Source organism: Streptomyces sp. DSM 41931 (genome assembly GCF_050271085.1).
Classification (GTDB): Bacteria; Actinomycetota; Actinomycetes; order Streptomycetales; family Streptomycetaceae; genus Streptomyces; species Streptomyces albogriseolus.
Genome location: NZ_CP189903.1, coordinates 329,098 through 350,656, shown reverse-complemented (window position 1 = coordinate 350,656; position 21,559 = coordinate 329,098). Strand labels below are relative to the sequence as shown.

Below are 21,559 nucleotides of genomic sequence, written 5' to 3'. Positions count from 1 at the left end.
CCTGTTTTTCGGCGGGCTGTGCGGTGTGCTCAGACGGTGCCGTTGTGGATCATGTCGGGTGTCAGGGGGACATAGCTGATCTGTACTGCCCGGGGTGCGTAGGAGCGGTCCTGTTGGGTGAAGGAGAGCGGGTGATCGTGGCGTAGTTCGACGTCCAGTGCCAGGGGGTCGGCGTCGACGATGGTGCGTAGCCATGCCGGGGAGGGGGCGTGGGCTGTGGTGCGTCGGTTGGCATGGATGTGGGGCTGGTTCTCGAGCCAGAGGTGGGTGCGCAGTGCGTCGTCGAGAGATTGTCCGGTGACCGGGTGGTGTTCACTCGCGAGGCCGGGACTGGGGATGGGCCGTGCCGGCACGAAAGCCTTCCGGCCGAAGTAGAGCGGCCATCGTGGTGCGGTCAGAGCGGTGTGCAGTTGGTGCAGCAGCTGTGTGCTGTCTGATTCCACGCCGACGAGGAAGAGGGCGTCGGCCAAATAGAATCTTTTGGTCACTGCGGTGCGGTGGTTCTTACCCTCGGTGTTGGGGACGTTCTGGACAGTGTGGAAGTCGGCTTCGACGACGCCTTCTCGGTCGACGCGTACGCCCATGCGCAGCTCTGCCAGATTCTGAATTTTTTCGTCGGCGTCTCGTGGGATGCCGAGGGCTGCGGCGAGGAGCCCGACGACGCCCGACTTGGTGGGTTCGGTTGCCGTGTCGCGGCTGGTGAACTGTGACCTGGTGCCCCAGGACTGCATGGGTGCGTCGAAGCACATCAGCAAAGTGGCCATGAACGTCAGCCCTTGGTGGCGGTCAGCAGCCGGGAGACGAAGTCGTCGAGGGTGGGGGCGGTCTCGTTTTGGGGCATACCGGCGGGGTCGGAGCCGATGGTGGCGATGGTGGTGTGGCGCAGCTGGGTGCTGCCGTAGAAGCTGCGGAGTTGCTGGAAGTGGTCGACGAGGCGCTGGGTGGAGGCGGCCATCAGGTCGGGCACGTCGGTGACGGGGCTGAGGAAGGCGTTGGCCAGGTTCCATGCGCCGGTTTCGCGAACGACTCCGAGGAGCGTTTGCGGCATGGTGCGGGCGGACATGGAGTTCTGCTTGCCGCCGGGCACGGCGTGGATGAAGGAGTACAGCCAGGCTCGGGCGCTGCGGGCTACGAGGTCGGGGTCGTCGGGGAGGTTCGTGGCGAGCTGGTCGAGGTCGAGGTTGGCGTATCGGTAGAAGCAGGCGGTGTTGAAGTCGACGGTGCCGATCATGTCTGCGGCGGGTTCGGCGTCGGGGCGGAGGTCGTCGAGGGCGGTGTAGTAGTCGAACTCGTTGATGACGGCGTGGGTGGAGAGGGCGTGGGCAACCTGGGAGGCTGCGTTGACGTTGAAGTCCGTGTTGTCGGCGATCATGCGGCCGAACAGGGCGATGTCCGCGGCCCGGGTGCCGTCCAGGATGCGTTTGGCCTGTTCCTGCGCCTGCTTGGTCGGCTTTTTCGTGGTCGTCTTGCGGGAGGTCTTGTCCTGCTTTTCCTTGCGCTTTTTGGCCTCGGCCACGGTCTTGGCGAGGGTGTCCCACCGTTCTTCGCAGTAGTCGGCGAGCAGGGTTTGGGCGGGCTTGCCGACGTGGAGGAGGTACTTGGTCAGTCCGGTGGCCTTGTGTGCGGCGAATCCGATTTCCTCCAGGCCGGCCTGGCAGACCTCCACGGCCTCTTGGTTGTCGCGGCCTCGCTCCGCGAGGAGGGAGGCCGCGGCGTCACGCAGGCGCTTGGTTCGCACCCCCAGCTCGGAGGGGTCGAGGCCGTGCTGGGCGAGCAGGGTGCGTGCGGCGCGCTTGAGAGACTGGCTGGAAATGCGCGCGCGGGTGTGGCCACCGAAGCGTGCGGTCTTGGGCTGCCCGAGGTCGTCCCGGTTGAGGTTGCTGACGGGGAAGGACTGCAGCAGGTGGAGTTCGATAAGCATGGTGGGTCTCCGGGTCAGGCGGTGGTGTCGGGGGTGGCCGGTTCGGGTTCGGAGTTGGCAGGGTGCTGAGGGCGGCCAGCTCGGTGGTAGTCACGGGCCCAGGTCAGGCGGATGCGTTGGCGGCGGTCGGCGTTGCGTCCGTAGGGGTCGTCGATGAGGAGGTCGATCAATTCGTCGAGGAGGCGGTAGTAGTCGAGGGGAATGCCTGCGGTGGCCAGGAGTTGTACGCATTGCCGCAGGTAGTGCGGCAGGGATGCGGTTTCGACGGAGACGAGCTGGGTGAAGCGGCGGTGCACGGAGTCACCGCGGTCCTGGGCGAGTCGGCCCATCGCGGTTCCGATGGATGCTCGGCCGTGTGCGTCTTCGGGTCGTGGTTGGGGGTGCAGGGCGAAGAGACCGGCGACGAGCAGCCAGATGTGCTGTTCGGCCTCGGGCGGGTCGAAGTCGAACACGGTTTGGTAGGCATCGGCTTCCTGGCGGGGGCCGGCGAAACAGCGGCGCAGGCGGGCGAGCGTGCGGCGTGCTTCGGCGGCCGCGTGCCGGTTGTCTGAGGAGATCGAGCGGTTCAGGCGGTAGAGGTGGGTGACGAAGTCACCGCGGCGCTGCCGGATGTCGTTCGATGGTGGGGCGGTGGCGTTGCGGATGGTCGTCATGCATCCTCCTCTGGGGGTGCGCTGTATCGGGCGAGGCCGCCGCGGAAGGTGCACTGGAGCTGGTGCCGTGCGAGTTGGAAGTCGTCGAAGTGAGCGCTCGCGGTGAGCAGCGAGCGGTCGCGGCGTGGGGCTCCTTGAAGCCACTGCCAGGCGGTTTTGTCGGCGAGGTCGGAGACTGCCTGCCCCCACCGTTCGGCCGGCGCGGTCTCGGACGTGCCGAGGCGTACGGCTTCGCCCAGTTCGCGTAGGAAGGCGGCGAAGGGGGTAGCCAGCCGGGGCCAGTAGTGGATCTCCAGGTCGGTCGGTTTCTTGTCCTGGTCCTTGGTGAGTTCGCGGTGGAAGTCGGCGCTGTAGTGGCGTTCCATCAGCTTGAGCTGCTCACCGAGGTCATTGGCTAGGGAAACCGCGTAGCCGATGATGTAGCCCACGCGGGCGCTTTCGGCCCGTAGGAGCGCTACCGGTGCGGGAACGGCTTCCTCGTACCAGGCGTAGGTGTCGCCGCCCTGGTCGCCGAGCTGCTGTCCGAAGATCCGCAGGGTGTAGACGGTGTCCTCGGCGATGTGACCGTCCTCGACGAGATCGGCGATGTGGTCTAGGGCGGCGGGCCGTTGCCGCTGTGGTTCTTGGGCGGGCAGCGGGCCCTTGGCGCGCAGGCGGCCGCGCCAGCTGTTCCACCAGCGTGGGTCAGAGGACAGCAGCAGTTCCTGGCTGTGCCTCCACACGCCGCGCAGTTCGTCCAGGGTGACCGCCCGGAAGTCGCCCTGTTTGTTGCCCTTGAGCCACGGGCGCCGGTAGGCGGCCATGGCCTCACAGTCGATGAGGTCGCCTTCCATGCGGGTGCCCGGGGTGAGCACCACGCCGTCGACCAGGGTGGCGCCGGAGGCGACGGTGGTGAACAGCAAGATGCGCCGGGACGGCCAGGTGAGCAGGTCAGTCCACCCCAGAGGGACACGGGCATCGGGCTCGGGGTCCGGCGGCTGCGATGCCTCCCATACCGGGCGATCCCGTGCCGTGGTGCGTGGGGGAAGTTCCGCTTCGGGCTGGTAGAGCTGCATGTTCAGCAGCAGGGTCTCGTGCAGGTTGGCGCCTTCGACCAGGACGCAGCCGAAGCGGTTACCCAAGCCGCCTTCCGCGCTGCGCTCGGTGCGATAGGGCTGTTTGGTGCCGGAGGTGTCATAGGCCTGCGTGGTGACGAGCCAACGGGCCGCCTCCGCCGGCTGCAGCAGCGGGCGCTGGTCGGCGGTGGTGTGGTCGAACAGGGTCCGATTGCTGCCGGTGGCCCGGTACGCCACCAGTTTGGCTGTGCTGCCGGGATCGTTGTCCAGGGCCGGGCACTGGAAGAACGGCCTGTCCGGATCGAACAGTTCGAAGCAGGGTAAAAACTCGTCCTGGTAGGTGGCCAGGTTTTCCTGGGGCAGTCCCCCGCCCGCCTTCGCCTGCCACAACTCGGCCCAGCGTGTGCCGTCCAGCGGCTGGTACACCCGGTGCGCCAGCGCCAGCAGCAGCCGATGCAAGGCCGCGGTCATGGTGGGCGTGGTTCCCACCAGCCTGCGGTAGCGGGCCGCTTGGCTCAGGGCCTGCGCCAGCCCCACTTCCTCCCTGCTCCCGTCCAGGTGTACCACCGGCAGCCACGGCTCGGTTAACAGATTGAACCCCACAGAGCGTCAACCCTCCCCCACGTGTCGTGCAGGAGGCGAGTCTGACAAACACCACTGACAGCCAGGGCAGGATTCTGCAAAAAAGGATCACTCGCCGGTCACATCGACGTGATCCACCCACAAGCCGCAGCCGGTGCGGTATCCGATACGCACGCCGCCGAGCACCGCACAGCCGCCCTCCAGGACGAGCGCGCGGCACCGCCGCAGCCAGGCACTGGCATGAAACAGCGGCGGCACGGCCATACGTCGCAGGGCATCGACCACGCCAGGACCGATGTCCTCGCCTGCCTCCACGACCAGAGACGAGTCGAGCAGAATGCGCACCGTCTTGTCGTCCACCGTGTTCTGTTCAGCCTGCAGATTCAGCACCGCCTGGCCCGCGAGCGGCACCACCAGGGAGGAACCGGGCAGCCGCCAAACCAGGACGAGATGCACCGACGGGCCCATCTCCTCCTCCATGCCGGATACGGCAGCCGCGGCGGCACCGTCGCCCAGTCCCCAGTCAGCGTGCATCATCACGGCGGTAGCTCTCCTGCCGGGTACGGGACGCGCTGGTCGCCTTCGCAGTCAGCTCCCACAGCTGGACGTCGTCCCGCGGCTGCGGCAACCGAACAGTCTCAGCGCCCTGCTCCTTACGGGCGATACTCCGCCTCAGCTGCTCAGCCGCCCTCGCCCACTGCTTCTCCCAGCCCTCAGGACAGGAGAGCAGCCCATCGGGGCCATAGACAAGGTCGACCAGATGCTGCACCTCGTCCGGACAGCGCACCCGCTCACGCCCCCGCAGCAGGGCCCAGGTCCGCAGCAGAATCGCCTCGGCGTAAACGTTCGTCGTGTACCGCGGGAACACGATCTTCCCGGGTTCCTCCTCGACCCCGGTCAGGGCCAGCAGCAAGGGCGGCCGGTTCCCGCCGCGATCGTGCCGCTGGATACGGCCCATCCGCTGGATCAGGCTGTCGATGGGCGCCACAGAGCTGATCATCACATCGAAATCCGCGTCCAGGCCCTCCTCAAGCAACTGGGTGCCCACCACGATTGCCCGCCGCGGCCTCAAGCTCTCCTCCCGGTCATCCGGGCGGCCGAACTTCGCGCGAATCTCCGCCTCGACACGGGCGCGCTCTGCCTGCAGAAGCTTTGCGTGCAGCAGGAAGACCTCGGGACGCTCCTCGAGCGGCAGTTGCTCCACGCGCTGGAGGATCTGCTCGTGCGCTTCAACGGCGTGCCGGACCAGGTTGTGCACGACGGCCACGCACCGCCCAGCCGAAGCCTGCTGAAAAGCCCAGTCCACTCGCGACTCGAAACCGACCCGCACCAGCTCCACGGGGCGATCGCTGTTCAGCGACGACGCCTCCACCCCCACCGTTTCCACCGCATCGCTCTCGGTATCCGCCCACGCCACCCGCGGATACGCCCCCGCCTGCACCGCCGGCGCTTCGGCATCGAGCGGCCTCCGGCCCGCCGCGCCCGCCCGCCAGCTCTCCACCAGCGCGTGCTGGCGACGGGCGGGAAGCGTCGCGGATAACAGGACGACCGGTACCCTCAGCCTGCCCAGCCACCACAACAGCCGGTCCATCAGCGTGGACATGTGCACGTCGTAGCCATGGACCTCATCGAACACCACGACCTTCCCCGACAGCCCGGCAAGGCGCACGAACACATGGCTGGAGCGCAGTGCGGCCATCAGCGCCTGGTCCACCGTGCCCACCCCCAGCGGCGCCAGCAGGCCCCGCTTGTGGGCGAACCACTCGGCAGCCTCGCCGTCACCATCGTCGGGGCCATCGACATCAACCCCGACCGGACGCAGCCCATCGGCCGCATCCACCGGCACTCTGCGGTCCTTCAGGTAGTCACCCGCCGCGGAATGCAACAGCCGCACCGGCGGCGCCACCTCCCCTAACCCCGCCAGCAACTGGCCAACGGAATCAAACACCTGATTGCTGGTCACCCGTGACGGCATCGCCACATAAAAGCCCCGCAGACCGAACCGGCACACCAAGGTGGCTGTCGCCTGCAGCGCGGCTTTCGTCTTCCCCTCACCCGTCGGAGCGGCCACCACCACGATCCCCGGGCCCCGCATCCGGCCGACCACCGCCTCAACCGCCTCCTGCACCGGATGCGGCCGCACCTCGAGCGGGAACAAAGCCCGAAACCCCGTCTCCCGTGGCGGCCGCCACGCCCGCCACGCCAACCGCTCGATCTTCCGCGCCTCGTCCCGCCGCGCCTGTCGCAGATACGCGGCCAGATCGACGCCCGTGCCAACGTAGTCCTTCTCCGGCCGCGCCGAGGCGATCCAGTCACTAACCGACGTCAGCCCCGCGAGCGCCACCACCGCCTCAGGACTCAGACGGACCTCGCGCCACGCCAGTCCCTCCGGCTCCGGCAGCCCCCATAAGGCGACGACCTGGCGCACCAGGTCATCGCAAAGGGCCGCCCACCACGGCCCCCCGTTGTCCCCCACCGCCTCCCGCGCCTGGCGCACCGACGCCGCCGACGGGATCACCCCGTGATGCCCGCCCAAGGCCCAGGCGATCGTGCGCGCCGTCGCCGGCACCGCCCCCCAGGCCTTGAGGATCCGTGTCATATGGACCGCCGTGAGCAGACCGTGATGACAGTCCGTACGCGCCCCAGACCCCCTCCACCGCGTCAACCGCCGGATATGCCCCGCCGCCACCGGCCCCATGGCCGGCGCGGCAATGTCCTCCCGCAGCCCCTGGAACGTCGGCGACAACTTCCCCAGATCATGCACACCGCACAAAACCGACACCCAGCCCACCGCATTACCCAACGGACCGAACGCCCGATCCAGCTCGACACGGCAATGCGGCCCTACCAGCACATCCACCAACCCCTCAGCCACCACCGCCGTATCTAGCGCATGACAGATCAAGGGATGCGGAACCCGGCCCCCACCTGCCTTCCCCCACCCACCCCGAACATCAACCCCATCACGCTCCACACCAGCCACCCACCCATCCAAACCCACCCACCCCCCCAGCCACACACTTTCGGCCCACCGCGGCCACGGCCCCCGACCCACACCCGGCCGATAGAGTCACAACCAGCGAGCCCCGCACCTTGACTAAACAACACACCAAAACCACACCCGCCAACTGCCACTCACGCATTACTCCGACCACACCGCCTCCCCGCTGACGCAGGGGCGTTCCGTAGCCCCCCCGGGTACGCGGGTGCGTGCCGGGTCCTCCCTGCCGACGCGGGGATGTTCCGATGGCGACGTAGAGGTCGTCGACCTTGCGGGCGTCCTCCCCGCCGGCGCGGGGGTGTTCCGAAGGTGTGGCGGCTGAATGTGGTCGAGACGACGTCATCCCCGCCAACGCGGGGCGTTCTACAGCCGACGCCGTCGCCCTGCTCCACGAGACGTCCTCCGCGCCGACGTGGGGTGTTTGGTCCAGCGACAGGGCGTAGGAACCGCGGAATCCGTCTTCCCCGCCGAAGCGGGGGTGTTCCCGCCGGCGCAGGCTGGGCCTGTTCTCGAGTTGACATCATCCCCGCCGACGCGGGGAGGTCTTCCGATGTGGCCGGCGTCCTTGGGGCCATTGTCGGGTCCTCCCCGCCGACGCGGGGGTGTTCCGACCACCGTCACCCTCAACCTCGGCGCCGTCGTGTCCTCCCCACCGACGCGGGGGTATTCCGTGCTCACGCGCCGGGACGTGGCCGTGTGGCTGGTCCTCCCCGCCGACGCGGGGTTGTTCCGCGGCTGGTGCTGTGCTACCCGAACCGGCTGCTGTCCTCCCCACCGACGCGGGGGTGTTCCGATTCGACCCGCTCCCCCGGCAGGGTGTGACGGGTCCTCCCCGCCGACGCGGAGGTGTTCCGGCGGTGGCCCACTCGGGCAGGGACGCGGCGCTATCCTCCCCGCCGACGTGGGGGTGTTCCGCCGGTCGGAGACGACATCCGCGAGGGCAAGGCGTCCTCCCCACCGACGCGGAGGTGTTCCGAACCACTTCTACGGGTTCGTCCGCGCCACGTCGTCCTCCCCGCCGACGCGGGGGTGTTCCGGACGGCAGCGGCTTCGCTCTCGCCTTCGTCGCGTCCTCCCCGCCGACGCGGGGGTGTTCCGTGGACGTCTCCGCCGATCTGGTCGGCGCCGCCGTCCTCCCCTCCGACGCGGGGGTGTTCCGAAGGGCACGCCCGTCTCGTACCCGCCTCCTCCCCGCCGACGCGGGGGTGATCCGACGCAGTCAAGGCCGCCCTGGCCGAATACCGCGTCCTCCCCGCCGACGCGGGGGTGTTCCGAACAGCTACGGCCGCTCCTTCCAGGACGTGGAGTCCTCCCCGAGGACGCGGGGGTGTTCCGGCTGCTGAAGCCCGGTGGCATGACACGGGTGCGTCCTCCCCGCCGACGCGGAGGTGTTCCGCGGTCCGTCTCGCTGGACGCCGCCTTGACCAGGTCTTCCCCGCCGACGCCGGGGTGTTCCGGTGCCGACCTTCAGCGCCATCTGCCCGAAGTGGTCCTCCCCGCCGACGCGGGGGTGTTCCGGTCCGGTGGTCGCGCTGGTTCCTCGCGCCCTGATTCTCCCCGCCGACGCGGGGGTGCTCCGATGGAGCTGCAGCCGGAGTCGGACGCGCAGCCGTCCTCCCCGCCGACGCGAGGGTGTTCCGGAGGCGCCCGTGGGTAACTCGCCCGCCGTGCAGTCCTCCCCGCCGACGCGAGGGTGCTCCGTGGCAAGACACCCTCGAGGGCCTGGAGCGCGAGTCCTCCCCGCCGACGCGGGGGTGTTCCAGAGCGGGAGTTCGAGTGCCACACCGAACGCACGTCCTCCCCGCCGCCGCGGGGGTGTTCCGGCCATCCGCGAGGCACGGGGGATCAGCCTTCAGCTCTCCCCGCCGACGCGGGGGTGTTCCGTCGCGCGGGTGCTCGCCGAGCTTCCCGTAGAGGTTCTCCCCGCCGACGCGGGGGTGCTCCGCTCCAGTAGTGGCGGCATTCCTCGCACCGCACGTCCTCCCCGCCGACGCGGGGGTGTTCCGTCCTACGAGCGTGGCGTGCACAAGGGCGAGAGGTCCTCCTCGCCGACGCGGGGGTGTTCCGCCGTTCAGCTCGTCGACCAGCTCGGGGTCGAGGTCCTCCCCGCCGACGCGGGGGTGCTCCGACTCCGGGCATCTTCTTCGTCATGAGCGACCAGTCCTCCCCGCCGACGCGGGGGTGTTCCGCTGTTCGGTGCGCACACCCCGGACGACGTCGAGTCCTCCCCGCCGACGCGGGGGTGTTCCACGCCATGGCTGGCCGGCGTTCTCGCCGTCCGGGTCCTCCCCGCCGACGCAGGGGTGTTCCGAGATCGCAGGCGCCGCCCTGAAGATCGCTCAGGTCCTCCCCGCCGACGCGGGGGTGTTCCGGTGCCGATGCGTTCCATCCGCAGGTAGGGACTGTCCTCCCCGCCGACGCGGGGGTGTTCCGCTGCTGCCGATGGAACCGCGCCGCAAGAGCGCGTCCTCCCCGCTGACGCGGGGGTGTTCCGTCCTCCCCCGGCGCCATCGACTCCGGCGTGGAGTCCTCCCCGCCGACGCGGGGGTGTTCCGCCAGCGCGTACCAGGTCGTGGTGGGCAGCGCGGTCCTCCTCGCCGACGCGGGGGTGTTCCGGTGCTGCAGGTGTTCGACGAGCTCGCCAGCTCGTCCTCCCCGCCGACGCGGGGGTGTTCCGCCGGGGAGAGGCTCGCGCTCGATGGGTCCGGTGTCCTCCCCGCCGACGCGGGGGTGTTCCGCTGGAGTTCCAGTGGAGGGGAGCCCCGCGCATGTCCTCCCCGCCGACGTGGGGGTGTTCCGTCGCCGAGCGAGGCCGGCCTGACCCGGTGGGTGTCCTCCCCGCCGACGCGGGGGTGTTCCGGGGAGTCCTACCTGTTCGCCGACCGATCCGGAGTCCTCCCCGCCGACGCGGGGGTGTTCCGCCGTGTTGTCCTCGTAGACGAACGTGCGGAGGGTCCTCCCCGCCGACGCGGGGGTGTTCCGGAGTTCCTCGACCGCGCGGGCGAGTTGGACCTGTCCTCCCCGCCGACGCGGGGGTGTTCCGTCCATCCCGCCCCGGTGCAGCGTGTCCACCGCGTCCTCCCCGCCGACGCGGGGGTGTTCCGGTGCGGAAGCGCAGCATCCCGTACGACGCTGAGTCCTCCCCGCCGACGCGGGGGTGTTCCGGTCGTCGACAACGTCACCGGGGGCATCCTCCGGTACTCCCCGCCGACGCGGGGGTGTTCCTCTGACCGATGACCCGGAGCTGCGTTTCACCGCGTCCTCCCCGCCGACGCGGGGGTGTTCCGGCTCTGTCCGACGCCGGGTACTGGGTGCCGCTGTCCTCCCCGCCGACGCGGGGGTGTTCCGCGGCGCCGGCCGCCCGGGGTCCGCTCCAGCCACCCACCTATCCAAACCCACCCACTACCCCCAGCCACACACTTTCGGCCCACCGCGGCCACGGCCCGACCCACACTCGGCCGATAGAGTCACAACCAACGAGCCCCGCACCTTGACTCAACAACAACCAAAACCACACCCGCCAACTGCCACTCACGCACTACTCCGACAACACCGCCTCCCCGCCGACGCAGGGGGCGTTCCGTAGCCTCCCTGGTACGCGGGTTCATGCCGGGTCCTCCCTGCCGACGCTGGGGTGTTCCGATGGCGGCGTAGAGGTCGTCGACTTTGTGGGCGTCCTCCCCGCCGACGCGACGCGGGGATGTTCCGCGTTTCAGCGCGTGCTTCGACGTGGTCTCGCTGTCCTCCCGGCCGACGTGGGGGTGTTCCGACGACGGGCCCGAGCTCGCGGCACTTCAGCTCGTCCTCCCCGCCAACGCCGGGGTGTTCCGCGGGTCCTGTCGCAGGAGACCGCCATCACCATGTCCTCCCCGCCGACGCGGGGGTGTTCCGACGTGCCGAAGGGCCGCCCGTTTTGACCGGCCGTCCTCCCCGCCGACGCGGGGGTGTTCCGGTGCAGCAGTTCCTCATCGGCTGGACGGGCTGGTCCTCCTCGCCGACGCGGGGGTGTTCCGATCGGTGATGCGGTTCTGACGCCGCCAGCGGCATCCTCCCCGCCGACGCGGGGGTGTTCCGCCCCACACGAGGCCGGACGTGACACCGATGCCGTCCTCCCTGCCGACGCGGGGGTGTACCGGTCTGGGTGAGCGTGGCGGTCGCATCCGCAGGGTCTTCTCCGCCGACGCGGGGGCGTTCCGTGAAACGCGCAGGCCCGGTAACGCGTGGGGCGGTCCTCCCCGCCAACGCGGGGGTGTTCCGTGCGCGGCCAGCTTCTTCTCCGGCCCGGCTTCGTCCTCCCTGGCGACGCGGGGATGTTCCGGTCTTCGGGTACCTGCTGCACGAGGCCGCGCAGTCTTTCCCGCCGACGCGGGGGTGTTCCGTCCTAGGGCCAGTCGATGACCAGCCGGTCGTCGTCCTCCCCGCCGACGCGGGGGTGCTCCGCGGGCGTTCACTGCCCAGGAGGCAAGGATCCCGTCCTCCCCGCCGACGCGGGGGTGTTCCGATGGCGAAGGGCACCGACAAGTACGTGGCGCAGTCCTCCCCGCCGACGCGGGGGTGTTCCGCCGTGCGACCGGACGAGTTCGAGGACGTCGTCGTCCTCCCCGCCGACGCGGGGGTGTTCCGATGGGGGTCATCTCGATGGCCGGACGCAGGAAGTCCTCCCCGCCGACGCGGGGGTGTTCCGTGCCGCTGCGTCAGGATGCCCGCCTCGAGACAGTCCTCCCCGCCGAACGCGGGGGTGTTCCGCGCAGCTCGATCCATGCCTGCGCGGTGACGACGTCCTCCCCGTCGATGCGGGGGTGTTCCGGACGGCACGATCTACCTCGTCGGCTACGGCCGGTCCTCCCCGCCGACGCGGGGATGTTCCGCTCCAGCCGCCTGAACTGCCCGCGGTGCCCGGGTCCTCCCCGCCGACGCGGGGGTGCTCCGCTGCGCATGTCACTGGTCGAGGCCGCCCGTGAGTCCTCCCCGCTGACGTGGGGGTGTTCCGCCCTCGACGTGGTCGCCGAGCCAGGCAACGTGGTCTTCCCCGCCGACGCGAGGGTGTTCCGGTGCAGCGGACGGAAATCTGGCGGCGCAACGCGTCCTCCCCGCCGACGCGGGGGTGTTCCGCAGGTGTACGGAGTGCTGCGGGAGCGGATCCTGTCCTCCCCGCCGACGCGGGGGTGTTCCGACGGCGAGACCGGGCAGGCCGGTGTAGGGGTGGTCCTCCCCGCCGACGCGGAGGTGTTCCGGCAGGGGGGGTTGCCCGCCGTAGGCGAGGTGAGGCCTCCCCGCCGACGCGGGGGTGTTCCGCGGGCGGTGATGTCGATGAACTCGGCCGCGTCGTCCTCCCCGCCGACGCGGGGGTGTTCCGGGCCCGGACAACCGGTAGTACGTAGCCGAGTGGTCCTCCCCGCCGACGCGGGGGTGTTCCGCCGAAAGAGAGACCGCCCGCCGGTTACGGGCAGTCCTCCCCGCCGACGCGGGGGTGTCCGGCGAGCGCCGCCTACTCGTGGCTGCGCACGGCGTCCTCCCCGCCGACGCGGGGGGTCCGGAACGTCAAGCCCTAGGCGGGGTGCGATTCAGTCCTCCCCGCCGACGCGGGGGTGTTCCGTCCGGGTAGACGTTGACCCAGGCCACCGTCAGATCCTCCCCGCCGACGCCGGGGTGTCTCGACGTCCCGGCGGGCCTTGCACGGGAGGACCTCGTCCTTCCCGCCGACGAAAGGGTCTTCCGATGTGGCCGGCGTCCTTGGGGCCGTTGTCGGGTCCTCCCCGCCGACGGAGTGCTCCGATCGTCGACGCAATGCGAACGCGGTTTCAGACGTCGTCCTTGCCGACGCGGTGGCCCCGATCAGACAGGATGGTGCCCGTGACGCTGCCTCTCTTCGCCGACGCGAAGGTGCTTCGACTAGCAGGATTTCCCCGCGGTACCGGTCGCCGTCGTCTCCGCCGATGCGGAGGTGCTCCGTTGTGAATCTCGTCGACGAAGAGGTAGTCGATGTCGTGTACGCCGACGCTAAGGTGTCCCGCCTCAACAAAGTGTGGCCGATCGCGTGTCTGGGTCCTCCCCGCCGACACGGGGGTGTTCCGAGGGGTTCGATGATGACGCGGACGTCCTCGTCGTCCTCCCCGCCGACGCGGGGGTGTTCCGAGGATTCACGGTCTGCGGGTGGAGGGTGTGGTGTCCTCCCCGCCGACGCGGGGGTGTTCCGGAGGGCCAGGTCTACGAAGTCCCGCTCAACGTGTCCTCCCCGCCGACGCGGGGGTGTTCCGTTCATCAGGCTCTGGTGGTACGCCGTGCCGTCGTCCTCCCCGCCGACGCGGGGGTGTTCCGCACCTCGACGAGGTCGACGTTTACCTGATCCAGTCCTCCCCGCCGACGCGGGGGTGTTCCGGGCGGCATCATCGAGGCCCGCGAGCTGTGGGGGTCCTCCCCCGCCGACGCGGGAGTGTTCCGTCGGCCTCCCGGGTCCGCGGGTTGTGATGCGGGTCCTCCCCGCCGACGCGGGGATGTTCCGTAGGCGATCAACGGTGTGGTGAGCAGCGACACAGGTCCTCCCCGCCGACGCGGGGGTGTTCCGTCCTCCCCCGGCGCCATCGACTCCGGCGTGGAGTCCTCCCCGCCGACGCGGGGGTGTTCCGGTCCGGTGGTCGCGCTGGTTCCTCGCGCCCTGGTTTTCCCCGCCGACGCGGGGGTGTTCCGATGGAGCTGCAGCCGGAGTCGGACGCGCAGCCGTCCTCCCCGCCGACACGAGGGTGCTCCGTGGCAAGACACCCTCGAGGGCCTGGAGCGCGAGTCCTCCCCGCCGACGCGGGGGTGTTCCGATCGGGCCGAGCTGCGCCGCGATCGTGCCGATGTCCTCCCCGCCGACGCGGGGGTGTTCCGATCGGGCCGAGCTGCGCCGCGATCGTGCCGATGTCCTCCCCGCCGACGCGGGGGTGTTCCGTCGCTCGCCGCGCTGAGCGCCGCCATCCTCACGTCCTCCCCGCCGACGCGGGGGTGTTCCGGCGGTGGCCCACTCGGGCAGGGACGCGGCGCTATCCTCCCCGCCGACGTGGGGGTGTTCCGCCGGGCACGTAGACGAGGGCGAGGTCGAGCAGGTCCTCCCCGCCGACGCGGGGGTGTTCCGCTGCAGGGGACGTGGGCGCCCTGTCCGGCGTGTCCTCCCCGCCGACGCGGGGGTGTTCCGATCGGCTCCATCAACGCGGTCGTCCTCGCCGGGTCCTCCCCGCCGACGCGGGGGTGTTCCGGCAGGCGACGACGAACGCCCCGGGCTCTCGGAGTCCTCCCCGCCGACGCGGGGGTGTTCCACCGACCATGGACGCCAAGGGCGGCATTGACCCGTCCTCCCCGCCGACGCGGGGGTGTTCCGATCCGCGAGAACCTTCCCGCCCCGCAGACCGCGTCCTCCCCGCCGACGCGGGGGTGTTCCGCTGGCCGCGCTGATCCTGCTCCAGCACCTGTGGTCCTCCCCGCCGACGCGGGGGTGTTCCGCGAACCTGGGCAAGACCGCGCGGGAGGCGTTCGTCCTCCCCGCCGACGCGGGGGTCTTCCGGTGCCGGGCGAGGTGGCCAAGGGGGTGGGGTGGTCCTCCCCGCCGACGCGGGGGTGTTCCGTTCGACGGGTGGCGGGCGCTGCTGTCGTGGGAGTCCTCCCCGCCGACGCGGGGGTGTTCCGGCGCCCGGCCAGAGCGGCATCATCCTGCCCATGTCCTCCCCGCCGACGCGGGGTGTTCCGTCCAGGGTCAGGCCCGGAGGCTGGTTCCACAGGTCCTCCCCGCCGACGCGGGGGTATTCCGGAGGAGGCCGTCACCCTCGGCGTACAGCCGCGGTCCTCCTCACCGACACGGGGATGTTCCATCGAGGCCGACGCTGGGGTGTTCCGCTCTCACCACCAGCGTGATCGTGATGGTGGCCGTCCTTCCCGCCGACGCAGGGATGTTCCGAACGTGAACGTGAGCGTTCGGGTACGCCGTCGCCGTTCTGGTCGGACTTCGGGCAGGGCGTGTCGAATCCGGGGCCGCATGCGAGCTTCAGACCTGAGGGATCACTTTTGCTGATGGGGCTGCTGTTGGCGTACGTGTACCCGTTCATCTGGAGCGGGTCTGCGATGTCGATGACCGGGTCGGCCGAGAGGAAGCGTCCCGAGCTCTGGTCGTACTCGCGGGCTCCGATGTGCGTCAGTCCTGTGTCTGCGTCATCGATGCCGACGCCCAGATAACCGCGTTTGTTCGGCCAGCTCGCCGGCTTGGGACCGCCCAGTTCGCCGTAAGGCTTGTAGGCGCGGCGTGTGACCGGCTGACCGGCCGACAGTTCGACCGCCGTGTTCGCCGTGCCGAGGTGGTCGGTGAGCAGCACGCTGAGCTTGTGGCCCGTCGTGGCACTGTTGGTCGTGGTGCGTACGACGGTCGGGGCGCCGGGCTGGCTGTATGCGCGGGAGGCCCGGGTGAGCGAGGGGATCGCGGCCGGCTCGGTCATCGCACCTCGCGGTAGCCTCTCGCCATGAGTCACGGGGAGGACGAGGGCGCGCTGGTTTTGGAGGCGCAGGAGATGCTCGCCGCAGGGCAAAGCGATGAGGAGGTCTTCGCCGAGCTGGCTGCGAGGACCGGCAACTGGGGTGCCTGTGTGTTGGCCGTGTGCTTGGCCCTGGGTGTGCCCCGGACTGACGCCGAGGCCCGGCTCCGCGAGGTCGAGCCACTCTTCTCAGACTTCGCGGTGGGTGAGGAGGAGGACCTCGCCTACTTTCTCAGGTTCGGGCACGTCTTCATCGTGGACCGAGTACTTGAGGAACACGAGGAGCGCATCCGCGACCTCTTGGGAACCGCCGCTGGTGCCCGCGGAGGCTATCCCGCCGGCCTGCTCGCGTGGTTTCGCGCCGGGGAGCTCACGAAGATCTTCCTCCACTTCGCCAAAACCCGGTTCCCGGCCGGGCGCGGCTCACCACCCGAATTTTGGGCCGCCATGACCGCGGCTGGCGAACTCCTGGCCAGCCGGGACCGCCCGGACCACGAAGAGGTGACTGCAGGGCTGGAACGATGCCGCACGCAGGCTGCGGCCATCAGCGCGAAGTAGCATCGTCATCGACGGACGTCCTGCGCTGGGTAGGCGGTCCTGTTCGCTCCCCACGGCCCAACGCCCCCGCGCAGGCCACGCCAATCCCCGTAGCAACGCCCGCGTTCGCTCCCTACAGTCGCCGCATGGCCACCGAGGACAAGAACCCAAGTCAGCCCGACATCACCGCGATGCTCAAAGACCAGACCAGTGCCTGCAAGGCAGCACGCGACGCCATCGCCGCCGGCGGCGAGGTAATGCTCTACGACGGACAGCCGCCACAGTTGATGGTCCTCGGCATCGCTGCGACAAGGCTGAAACGGTCGTTGAAGATCGGCCTGACGACCCTCGGTCTTGACGAGACCGTTGAGATCCTCCGCGCTCGGCACCGCGATGAGCAACTGCGTACCGGCAACATCGTCGCAGCAAACCGATCTTGGTTCTTCACTCTCTACTTCGACGCCACCGGGACCGAGCTCCTGGCGTGCAGCGGCGTCAAGAACGAGCGGCCCTCGCGGGGGAACGGTCAGAAGCTCCAGCTGTAGAGGCCGCCACCCGTATTCGCCGCAGACGCTGCAAGGCGGGCAACGCCCTGCGCCTCCTCACCGCGCTCGCCTCCACCGCCGTCCGTGCGCCACACATCACCCCATCGCCGGTGTTCCCGAGTCCGAGCCGGCCCGCAGCGGCGGCCCGCCCGCTCACGGCCGCCCAAGGCAGGCTGGAACAGGGGCGGGTTGCAGGTGCCGGGGGCTGACGGACAACGCGCTGGTCGCGGCCGGTGGGAGCGGTCTCGGCTACTCAGCCTGACCTGACCGGCTGCGGTTCGTAGAAGGTGCCGTCGCGGAGCATCGCGAACAGGACGTCGGCCCGGCGCTGGGCCGGCTCCTGACCGTACGGCAGTTCTGAGCCGGATTCTTCTGGCAGCAGGATGCGGGCCTGGCTTCCCTGGCCCAGTACAAGCAGCACGGGCCCTGCGTGCCGTTCGGTGGACGCCGCACCCGGTTACAGGTGGGAGCCGGATCACTCCCTGGTGCTGGCCGTCCCGGCTTCGCCGCCCGGCATACCGTCGAACATACCCGCGAGCAGCGTGGGCGATCGTGGTCGGGCCGGACGTGGCGCCGGGTGCTACCGGCCCCGGGGAGCAGAAGGTGCCTGAGCGTGATGGGGCGGGCGCGCTGCCTACGGTCTTGGTGACGAAGGTGAGGGCGGCGCGGCGTGATGCGCGGCGGTCGGTGCGGGCCGGGGGGCGGCGGGCTGGAATCGATCGAGCGGTACAACGACCTGGTCGTGGGCGCATATATCTGGGTACCGGACGACGATCACCCGGGCGCCGCGGCTGCGGAACTGGCGAACCTTCCCTTCCACTGGTTGCGGGAGTGGACGCTGTGGGTGGACGTCGAGTGCGGGAGCCGGCCGGATACGGTGTTGCACCGCCTGTACGGCACGGTGACGTTCTTCGAGCCCGATACCGGCCAGATGGGCTTCTCCCCCACCGGCGGCCACCCGGCCGTCGCACTGCCGGTCCACCGGATCGTCGCACTCTCGGGCGACCGCCAGCGGCGCGGCCCCGGACAGGTGCCCGCCCACGAACCGGTGGACGAACACTGAACGGGGCGCGCCCCTGGGTGAGTCCTGGCGCGCTGTACATCCATCTCGCCGACCACGCCGGGCTGTGTGGGTCGGCCCGGACGGAGATGAACGCATGATCGAAACGCCCACGCACGTCTACGTGGTCACGCATAGCGCCACCGGGGTTGGGAAGGTGGGGATTGCTGGCTTGGATTCCGCGCGGATCGATCAGCACCGGAGCCAGGGCTGGCACCTGTACCGCGCTGTGCTGCTGCCCTCCCGGGAGGCCGCGCGGCAGGTGGAGCGGTCCGTCCTTCGGCAGCTCAAGATCGATGGAGTGAACGCGCGCATGCCTGCAGACCGCATGCCGCAGGGCGGCCAGAGCGAAACCGTGAACCTCGACGAGGTGTCGGCAGCGGACCTGTGGGGCCGGGTGGTTGCGGCTGCCGGTGAAGTGCAGACTCAGGCGGACAGGTCCCGGGTTGTGCTGGTTCTCGCCCGCATGGATGGCGGCCGTGTCCTGGTCGTTGGGACGGACCAGCCACTCGGGGCATCCAAGGGAAGCCCCGAGTGTGGCCTCGGCGAGGAACTCGCCGAGGATGGGTGGCTGGTGTATACAGCGAACATGACCGCCACAGCGGCGGAGGCCGCGCTGCGCGGTCTTCGAGACTGGGCGGCCAAGGCCGGTGTGATCGATGATGCGGCTCTGCGTGAAGCCGGCTGGCCGGTGCCGCTGCTCCGCAACACCTATAGGCTGCAGGGCACAGTGGAAGAGGAGTTCAGGCAGGCGCGCATAGCGGTAGGTGTATCACTGCACCCCTACCCCGCCGACGGCCTCGACGAGGACCAGGATTGACGATCGAGAGTCACACGATCGTCTGTTCTCCTCACCCGCGCCGTAGGCGCGCGGACGCAGAGTTCCGGCATCGGTGGCAGGAGGCCTATGCCCCGAGCCGGGGGGCTTCTCCCCACCGGCAGTCATCTGGCCGTCGCGCTGCCGGTACAGCGGATCGTCGCGCTCTCCGGCGACCGCCAGCGGCGCGGCCCCCGGGCACCGAGTGCCAGGACGTGATGCGCCGCGCGGTGGCCCATATGGCGCATGCTTTCGGTTACGTCCATGCGGAGGCGGGGCTGCTGTAGTGGGAGGGCTCAGCGTCGGCCGGGGAAGCCGGCCGTGTGTGGTTGTTGTTGTCAGCCGCGGAGGGGCGCCGCAGGGGCGGGTTGCTGTGCTCGTCGTCCTAGCCCGCGGCGTCGCGCGTGGCCGGAGGCGTGAGAATGTAGGGCATCGGTGCCCCGCGAGGCTCTGTTCGTGTGAGGGGCGAGGCGGTCGGATGGAGGCAGAGCGCGGGTGTACGTCACGAGGGTCCAGCTCAGGAACGTCAAAGGCTTCACCGGTAGGCGGGCGGCCGATCTGATTTTGCCCGGGCGTAGCGGCTGGACGGTGCTTGCGGGTCGCAACAGTTCGGGCAAATCCACTGTGCTGCAGGCGATTGCCCTGGCGCTGGGTGGACCGGCAGTCGCGCGGGCGCTGGTGTCGGACTTCACCGGCTGGATCTCGACGCCTGCCAAGAAGGGGGAGGTAGAGGTCCACGTCGTCAGCGACCCGGTGCACGATGGCTTTACGGGATCGGGCAACAAGCCTCAAGGTGAGATCTCTTTGGGCCTGCGGTGGACACACCCTGAGCCTGATCGTCATGCTCCTCGGCCGGTGATGGCACCGCTGGGTACTGGCAAGAGTGGCCCTCGCGGGCCGTGGGTGGAGAACCCGATCGGCTGGTTCTGTGCCGGCTACGGGCCGTTCCGGCGGTTGACCGGCGGCTCCAGCGAGGCGCAGCGGCTCATGCTGAACCAGGGGCCCAGTGGGCGCCTGGCAACGCTCTTCCACGAGGACGCCTCGCTGGCCGAGGGCGTGGCGTGGCTGATCGATCTACGGCTGCGTATGTACGAGGAAGGCACGAGCAGCGAGGCCGCCGTGTTGCTCAATCAGGTCCTGTCGTTGCTGCGGGACGGGTTGTTGCCCGACCGGTACCAGATCCAGAGGGTGTCAGCGGACGGCTTGTGGGTGGTCGAGAAGGGCCATAAGGGGCCCGGCTTCCCGTTGAGGGAGATGAGCGACGGCTACCGGACGGTGGCGGCACTGGTGCTGGACATCGTCCGGCAGCTCCACGGCGCCTACGGGTACTTGCACACTCATCCGACCGCTTCCAGGTCTGGGGGTACGGCGATCCTCGCCCCGGGCGTCGTGCTGATCGACGAAGTGGACGCGCACCTGCATGTGACCTGGCAGCGCAAGATAGGCGACTGGATGCAGGACCACTTCCCCAACATCCAGTTCATCGTCACCAGCCACAGCCCATACATCTGCCAGGCCGCCGACGAGGGCGGACTGATCCGGCTCCCTGGAGCAGACGAGCAACAGCCCCCCGAAGTGGTGGACGAGGATCTCTACCGCAGGGTCGTGTACGGGAGCGGAGACGATGCTGTGCTCTCGGAGCTCTTCGGCCTGGAGACGCCGTACTCCAGCCGTGCCGAGCAGCAGCGCCGGCGTCTGGTGGCCCTGGAGCGCAAGGTGTATGCCGAAGCGGCCACGGCTGAGGAGATCGCCGAGTACCAGGAGCTGAGCAGCCTGCTGACGAGCTCTCTGGAGAGCAGGGTGGCCGAGGTGTCGGCGCGGCTGGAGCAGGAACGGTGATTCCGGTTCAGCGCGTGCCTGTCTCCGACAGCACGCAGGTTCTGCTGACGCGGTGGACGGGACGCGTCCGGGATGCCGGGGGAACGTCGAAGGCGGCGCGTGAGCAGTGGATCAAGGCGCAGACCCCCCGCAGGCACGTGCGCACGGCGCTGGAGTCGATGACCCGTGGTGCTGTGCGGTGCATGTACTGCGACGATAGCCGCGGCACCGACATTGACCATTTCCAGCCGCTGGAAAACGCGCCGCTGCGTGCCTTCGAGTGGGTGAACCACCTCCTGGCCTGCTCGTACTGCAACAGCAACGTCAAGCGGTCGCAGTACCCGGTGAACGCGGACGGTGTGTGTCTCCTGGTCGACCCCTCTGCGGAGGATCCGGCAGACCATCTGCAGCTGCTGCTGGAAAGCGGTCTGTACGACCCGGTGGACAAGTCACCCAGAGGCGAGGAGACGATCCGGGTGTTCGGTCTCAACCGCCCTGATCTCGTTAAAGGGCGGCAGGACGCCTTCTTCCGGGCCTGCTCCAATATGCGCGACTGGCACAGGCTGCACCAGAGTGCAGATCCACTGACCGACCGTTTGGCGCAGGCGCTATTGGACTCACCTTTCATCGATGTCGTGCACGCCATGACCCGTCTCAAGCCGGGCGCCGCGGCGATCGTCGTTGGTCAGGCGACCGTTCCGGCCCTTGATGCCTGGCGCGCCGCGCACAGTCTCTCGTTCCGCGTCGGTCAACCGCGCGTATGCGGAGGCACTGCCGACGCCAACTGCATCGACGGTGTCGTCGACGACACCGTCGCAGACGACGACCACTCCTACCAGGGTCGGGCCGGCGGGAGGAGCAACGATGCACCCGTGATCACCATGCAGAACTACGGCCTCACCTGGACTGACCCCACCGGCACGCCTCGTGCCTCCGCCGTAGCCTACGACAAGCCCAGCGCCCAGGATCGGAAGGCTGATCTCGAGAGCGTCGGCTGCACCAGCGTGGAGATCGTGGCCGTCAGACCAGGGGAACTCCCCGAACCGCGGGGCTGAAGCATTGCTCGTCTCGT

Annotated in this window: 13 protein-coding genes, 1 pseudogene and 1 CRISPR repeat array; of the genes and pseudogenes, 6 read left to right on the top strand and 8 right to left on the bottom strand. The window is 69.6% G+C overall.

From position 1 onward, the window contains the following. Positions 1-29: 29 nt before the first annotated feature. The 7 genes and pseudogenes from cas5e to ACP7TJ_RS33300 form a co-directional block, all read right to left on the bottom strand. Complete coding sequence (gene cas5e / locus ACP7TJ_RS33330; protein ID WP_427767867.1) at positions 30-764, bottom strand: type I-E CRISPR-associated protein Cas5/CasD; 735 nt, start codon at positions 762-764, stop codon at positions 30-32. A gap of 5 nt (positions 765-769) precedes the next feature. After that, positions 770-1,921 (bottom strand): type I-E CRISPR-associated protein Cas7/Cse4/CasC, encoded by a 1,152-nt coding sequence (cas7e, locus tag ACP7TJ_RS33325; protein WP_387624768.1) that lies wholly within the window; start codon positions 1,919-1,921, stop codon positions 770-772. Positions 1,922-1,935: 14 nt separating this feature from the next. Further along, positions 1,936-2,574: a type I-E CRISPR-associated protein Cse2/CasB gene (gene casB, locus ACP7TJ_RS33320; protein WP_387624771.1), complete on the bottom strand. Its 639-nt coding sequence runs from the start codon at positions 2,572-2,574 to the stop codon at positions 1,936-1,938. Next, positions 2,571-4,232 carry a type I-E CRISPR-associated protein Cse1/CasA gene (casA, locus tag ACP7TJ_RS33315; RefSeq protein WP_427767864.1) on the bottom strand — a complete coding sequence of 554 codons (1,662 nt, stop codon included), beginning with the start codon at positions 4,230-4,232 and terminating at the stop codon, positions 2,571-2,573. The genes casB and casA overlap by 4 nt, the downstream gene beginning before the upstream one ends. Before the next feature lie 87 nt (positions 4,233-4,319). Next, positions 4,320-4,751: a hypothetical protein gene (locus ACP7TJ_RS33310; protein ID WP_387624777.1), complete on the bottom strand. Its 432-nt coding sequence runs from the start codon at positions 4,749-4,751 to the stop codon at positions 4,320-4,322. Further along, positions 4,735-7,185 (bottom strand): CRISPR-associated helicase Cas3', encoded by a 2,451-nt coding sequence (gene cas3, locus ACP7TJ_RS33305; RefSeq protein WP_427767879.1) that lies wholly within the window; start codon positions 7,183-7,185, stop codon positions 4,735-4,737. The genes ACP7TJ_RS33310 and cas3 overlap by 17 nt, the downstream gene beginning before the upstream one ends. Before the next feature lie 6,071 nt (positions 7,186-13,256). After that, a CRISPR array of direct repeats spans positions 13,257-14,874; the repeat unit is 29 nt; unit sequence GTCCTCCCCGCCGACGCGGGGGTGTTCCG. 334 nt (positions 14,875-15,208) lie between these two features. Further along, positions 15,209-15,650: pseudogene (locus ACP7TJ_RS33300) on the bottom strand (RHS repeat-associated core domain-containing protein); the annotation flags it as partial. Between the two features lie 48 nt (positions 15,651-15,698). Here ACP7TJ_RS33300 and ACP7TJ_RS33295 point away from each other — a divergent pair. Together ACP7TJ_RS33295 and ACP7TJ_RS33290 are read left to right on the top strand one after the other, a co-directional pair. Further along, the gene (locus ACP7TJ_RS33295) at positions 15,699-16,268 is read left to right on the top strand and encodes a hypothetical protein (protein WP_225629574.1); all 570 of its coding nucleotides are present in this window, start codon (positions 15,699-15,701) and stop codon (positions 16,266-16,268) included. A 125-nt stretch (positions 16,269-16,393) separates the two neighbouring features. Next, positions 16,394-16,792 (top strand): hypothetical protein, encoded by a 399-nt coding sequence (locus ACP7TJ_RS33290; protein WP_427767863.1) that lies wholly within the window; start codon positions 16,394-16,396, stop codon positions 16,790-16,792. A 253-nt stretch (positions 16,793-17,045) separates the two neighbouring features. Here ACP7TJ_RS33290 and ACP7TJ_RS33285 read toward each other — a convergent pair whose 3' ends face one another. Next, positions 17,046-17,213 (bottom strand): hypothetical protein, encoded by a 168-nt coding sequence (locus tag ACP7TJ_RS33285; RefSeq protein WP_225629572.1) that lies wholly within the window; start codon positions 17,211-17,213, stop codon positions 17,046-17,048. Between the two features lie 252 nt (positions 17,214-17,465). Between ACP7TJ_RS33285 and ACP7TJ_RS33280 the strand changes: the two genes are divergently transcribed. The 4 genes from ACP7TJ_RS33280 (at position 17,466) to ACP7TJ_RS33265 (ending at position 21,542) form a co-directional block, all read left to right on the top strand. Continuing rightward, complete coding sequence (locus tag ACP7TJ_RS33280) at positions 17,466-17,855, top strand: hypothetical protein (RefSeq protein ID WP_427767861.1); 390 nt, start codon at positions 17,466-17,468, stop codon at positions 17,853-17,855. A 94-nt stretch (positions 17,856-17,949) separates the two neighbouring features. After that, the gene (locus ACP7TJ_RS33275) at positions 17,950-18,672 is read left to right on the top strand and encodes a hypothetical protein (protein WP_387624788.1); all 723 of its coding nucleotides are present in this window, start codon (positions 17,950-17,952) and stop codon (positions 18,670-18,672) included. Positions 18,673-19,164: 492 nt separating this feature from the next. Continuing rightward, entirely contained in the window at positions 19,165-20,508 is a 1,344-nt protein-coding gene (locus ACP7TJ_RS33270; RefSeq protein ID WP_387624791.1) for an AAA family ATPase, read from the top strand. Positions 20,509-20,522: 14 nt separating this feature from the next. After that, positions 20,523-21,542, top strand: coding sequence for a hypothetical protein (locus tag ACP7TJ_RS33265; protein WP_387624794.1), 1,020 nt, complete (start codon positions 20,523-20,525; stop codon positions 21,540-21,542). The last annotated feature ends 17 nt before the right edge of the window (positions 21,543-21,559 follow it).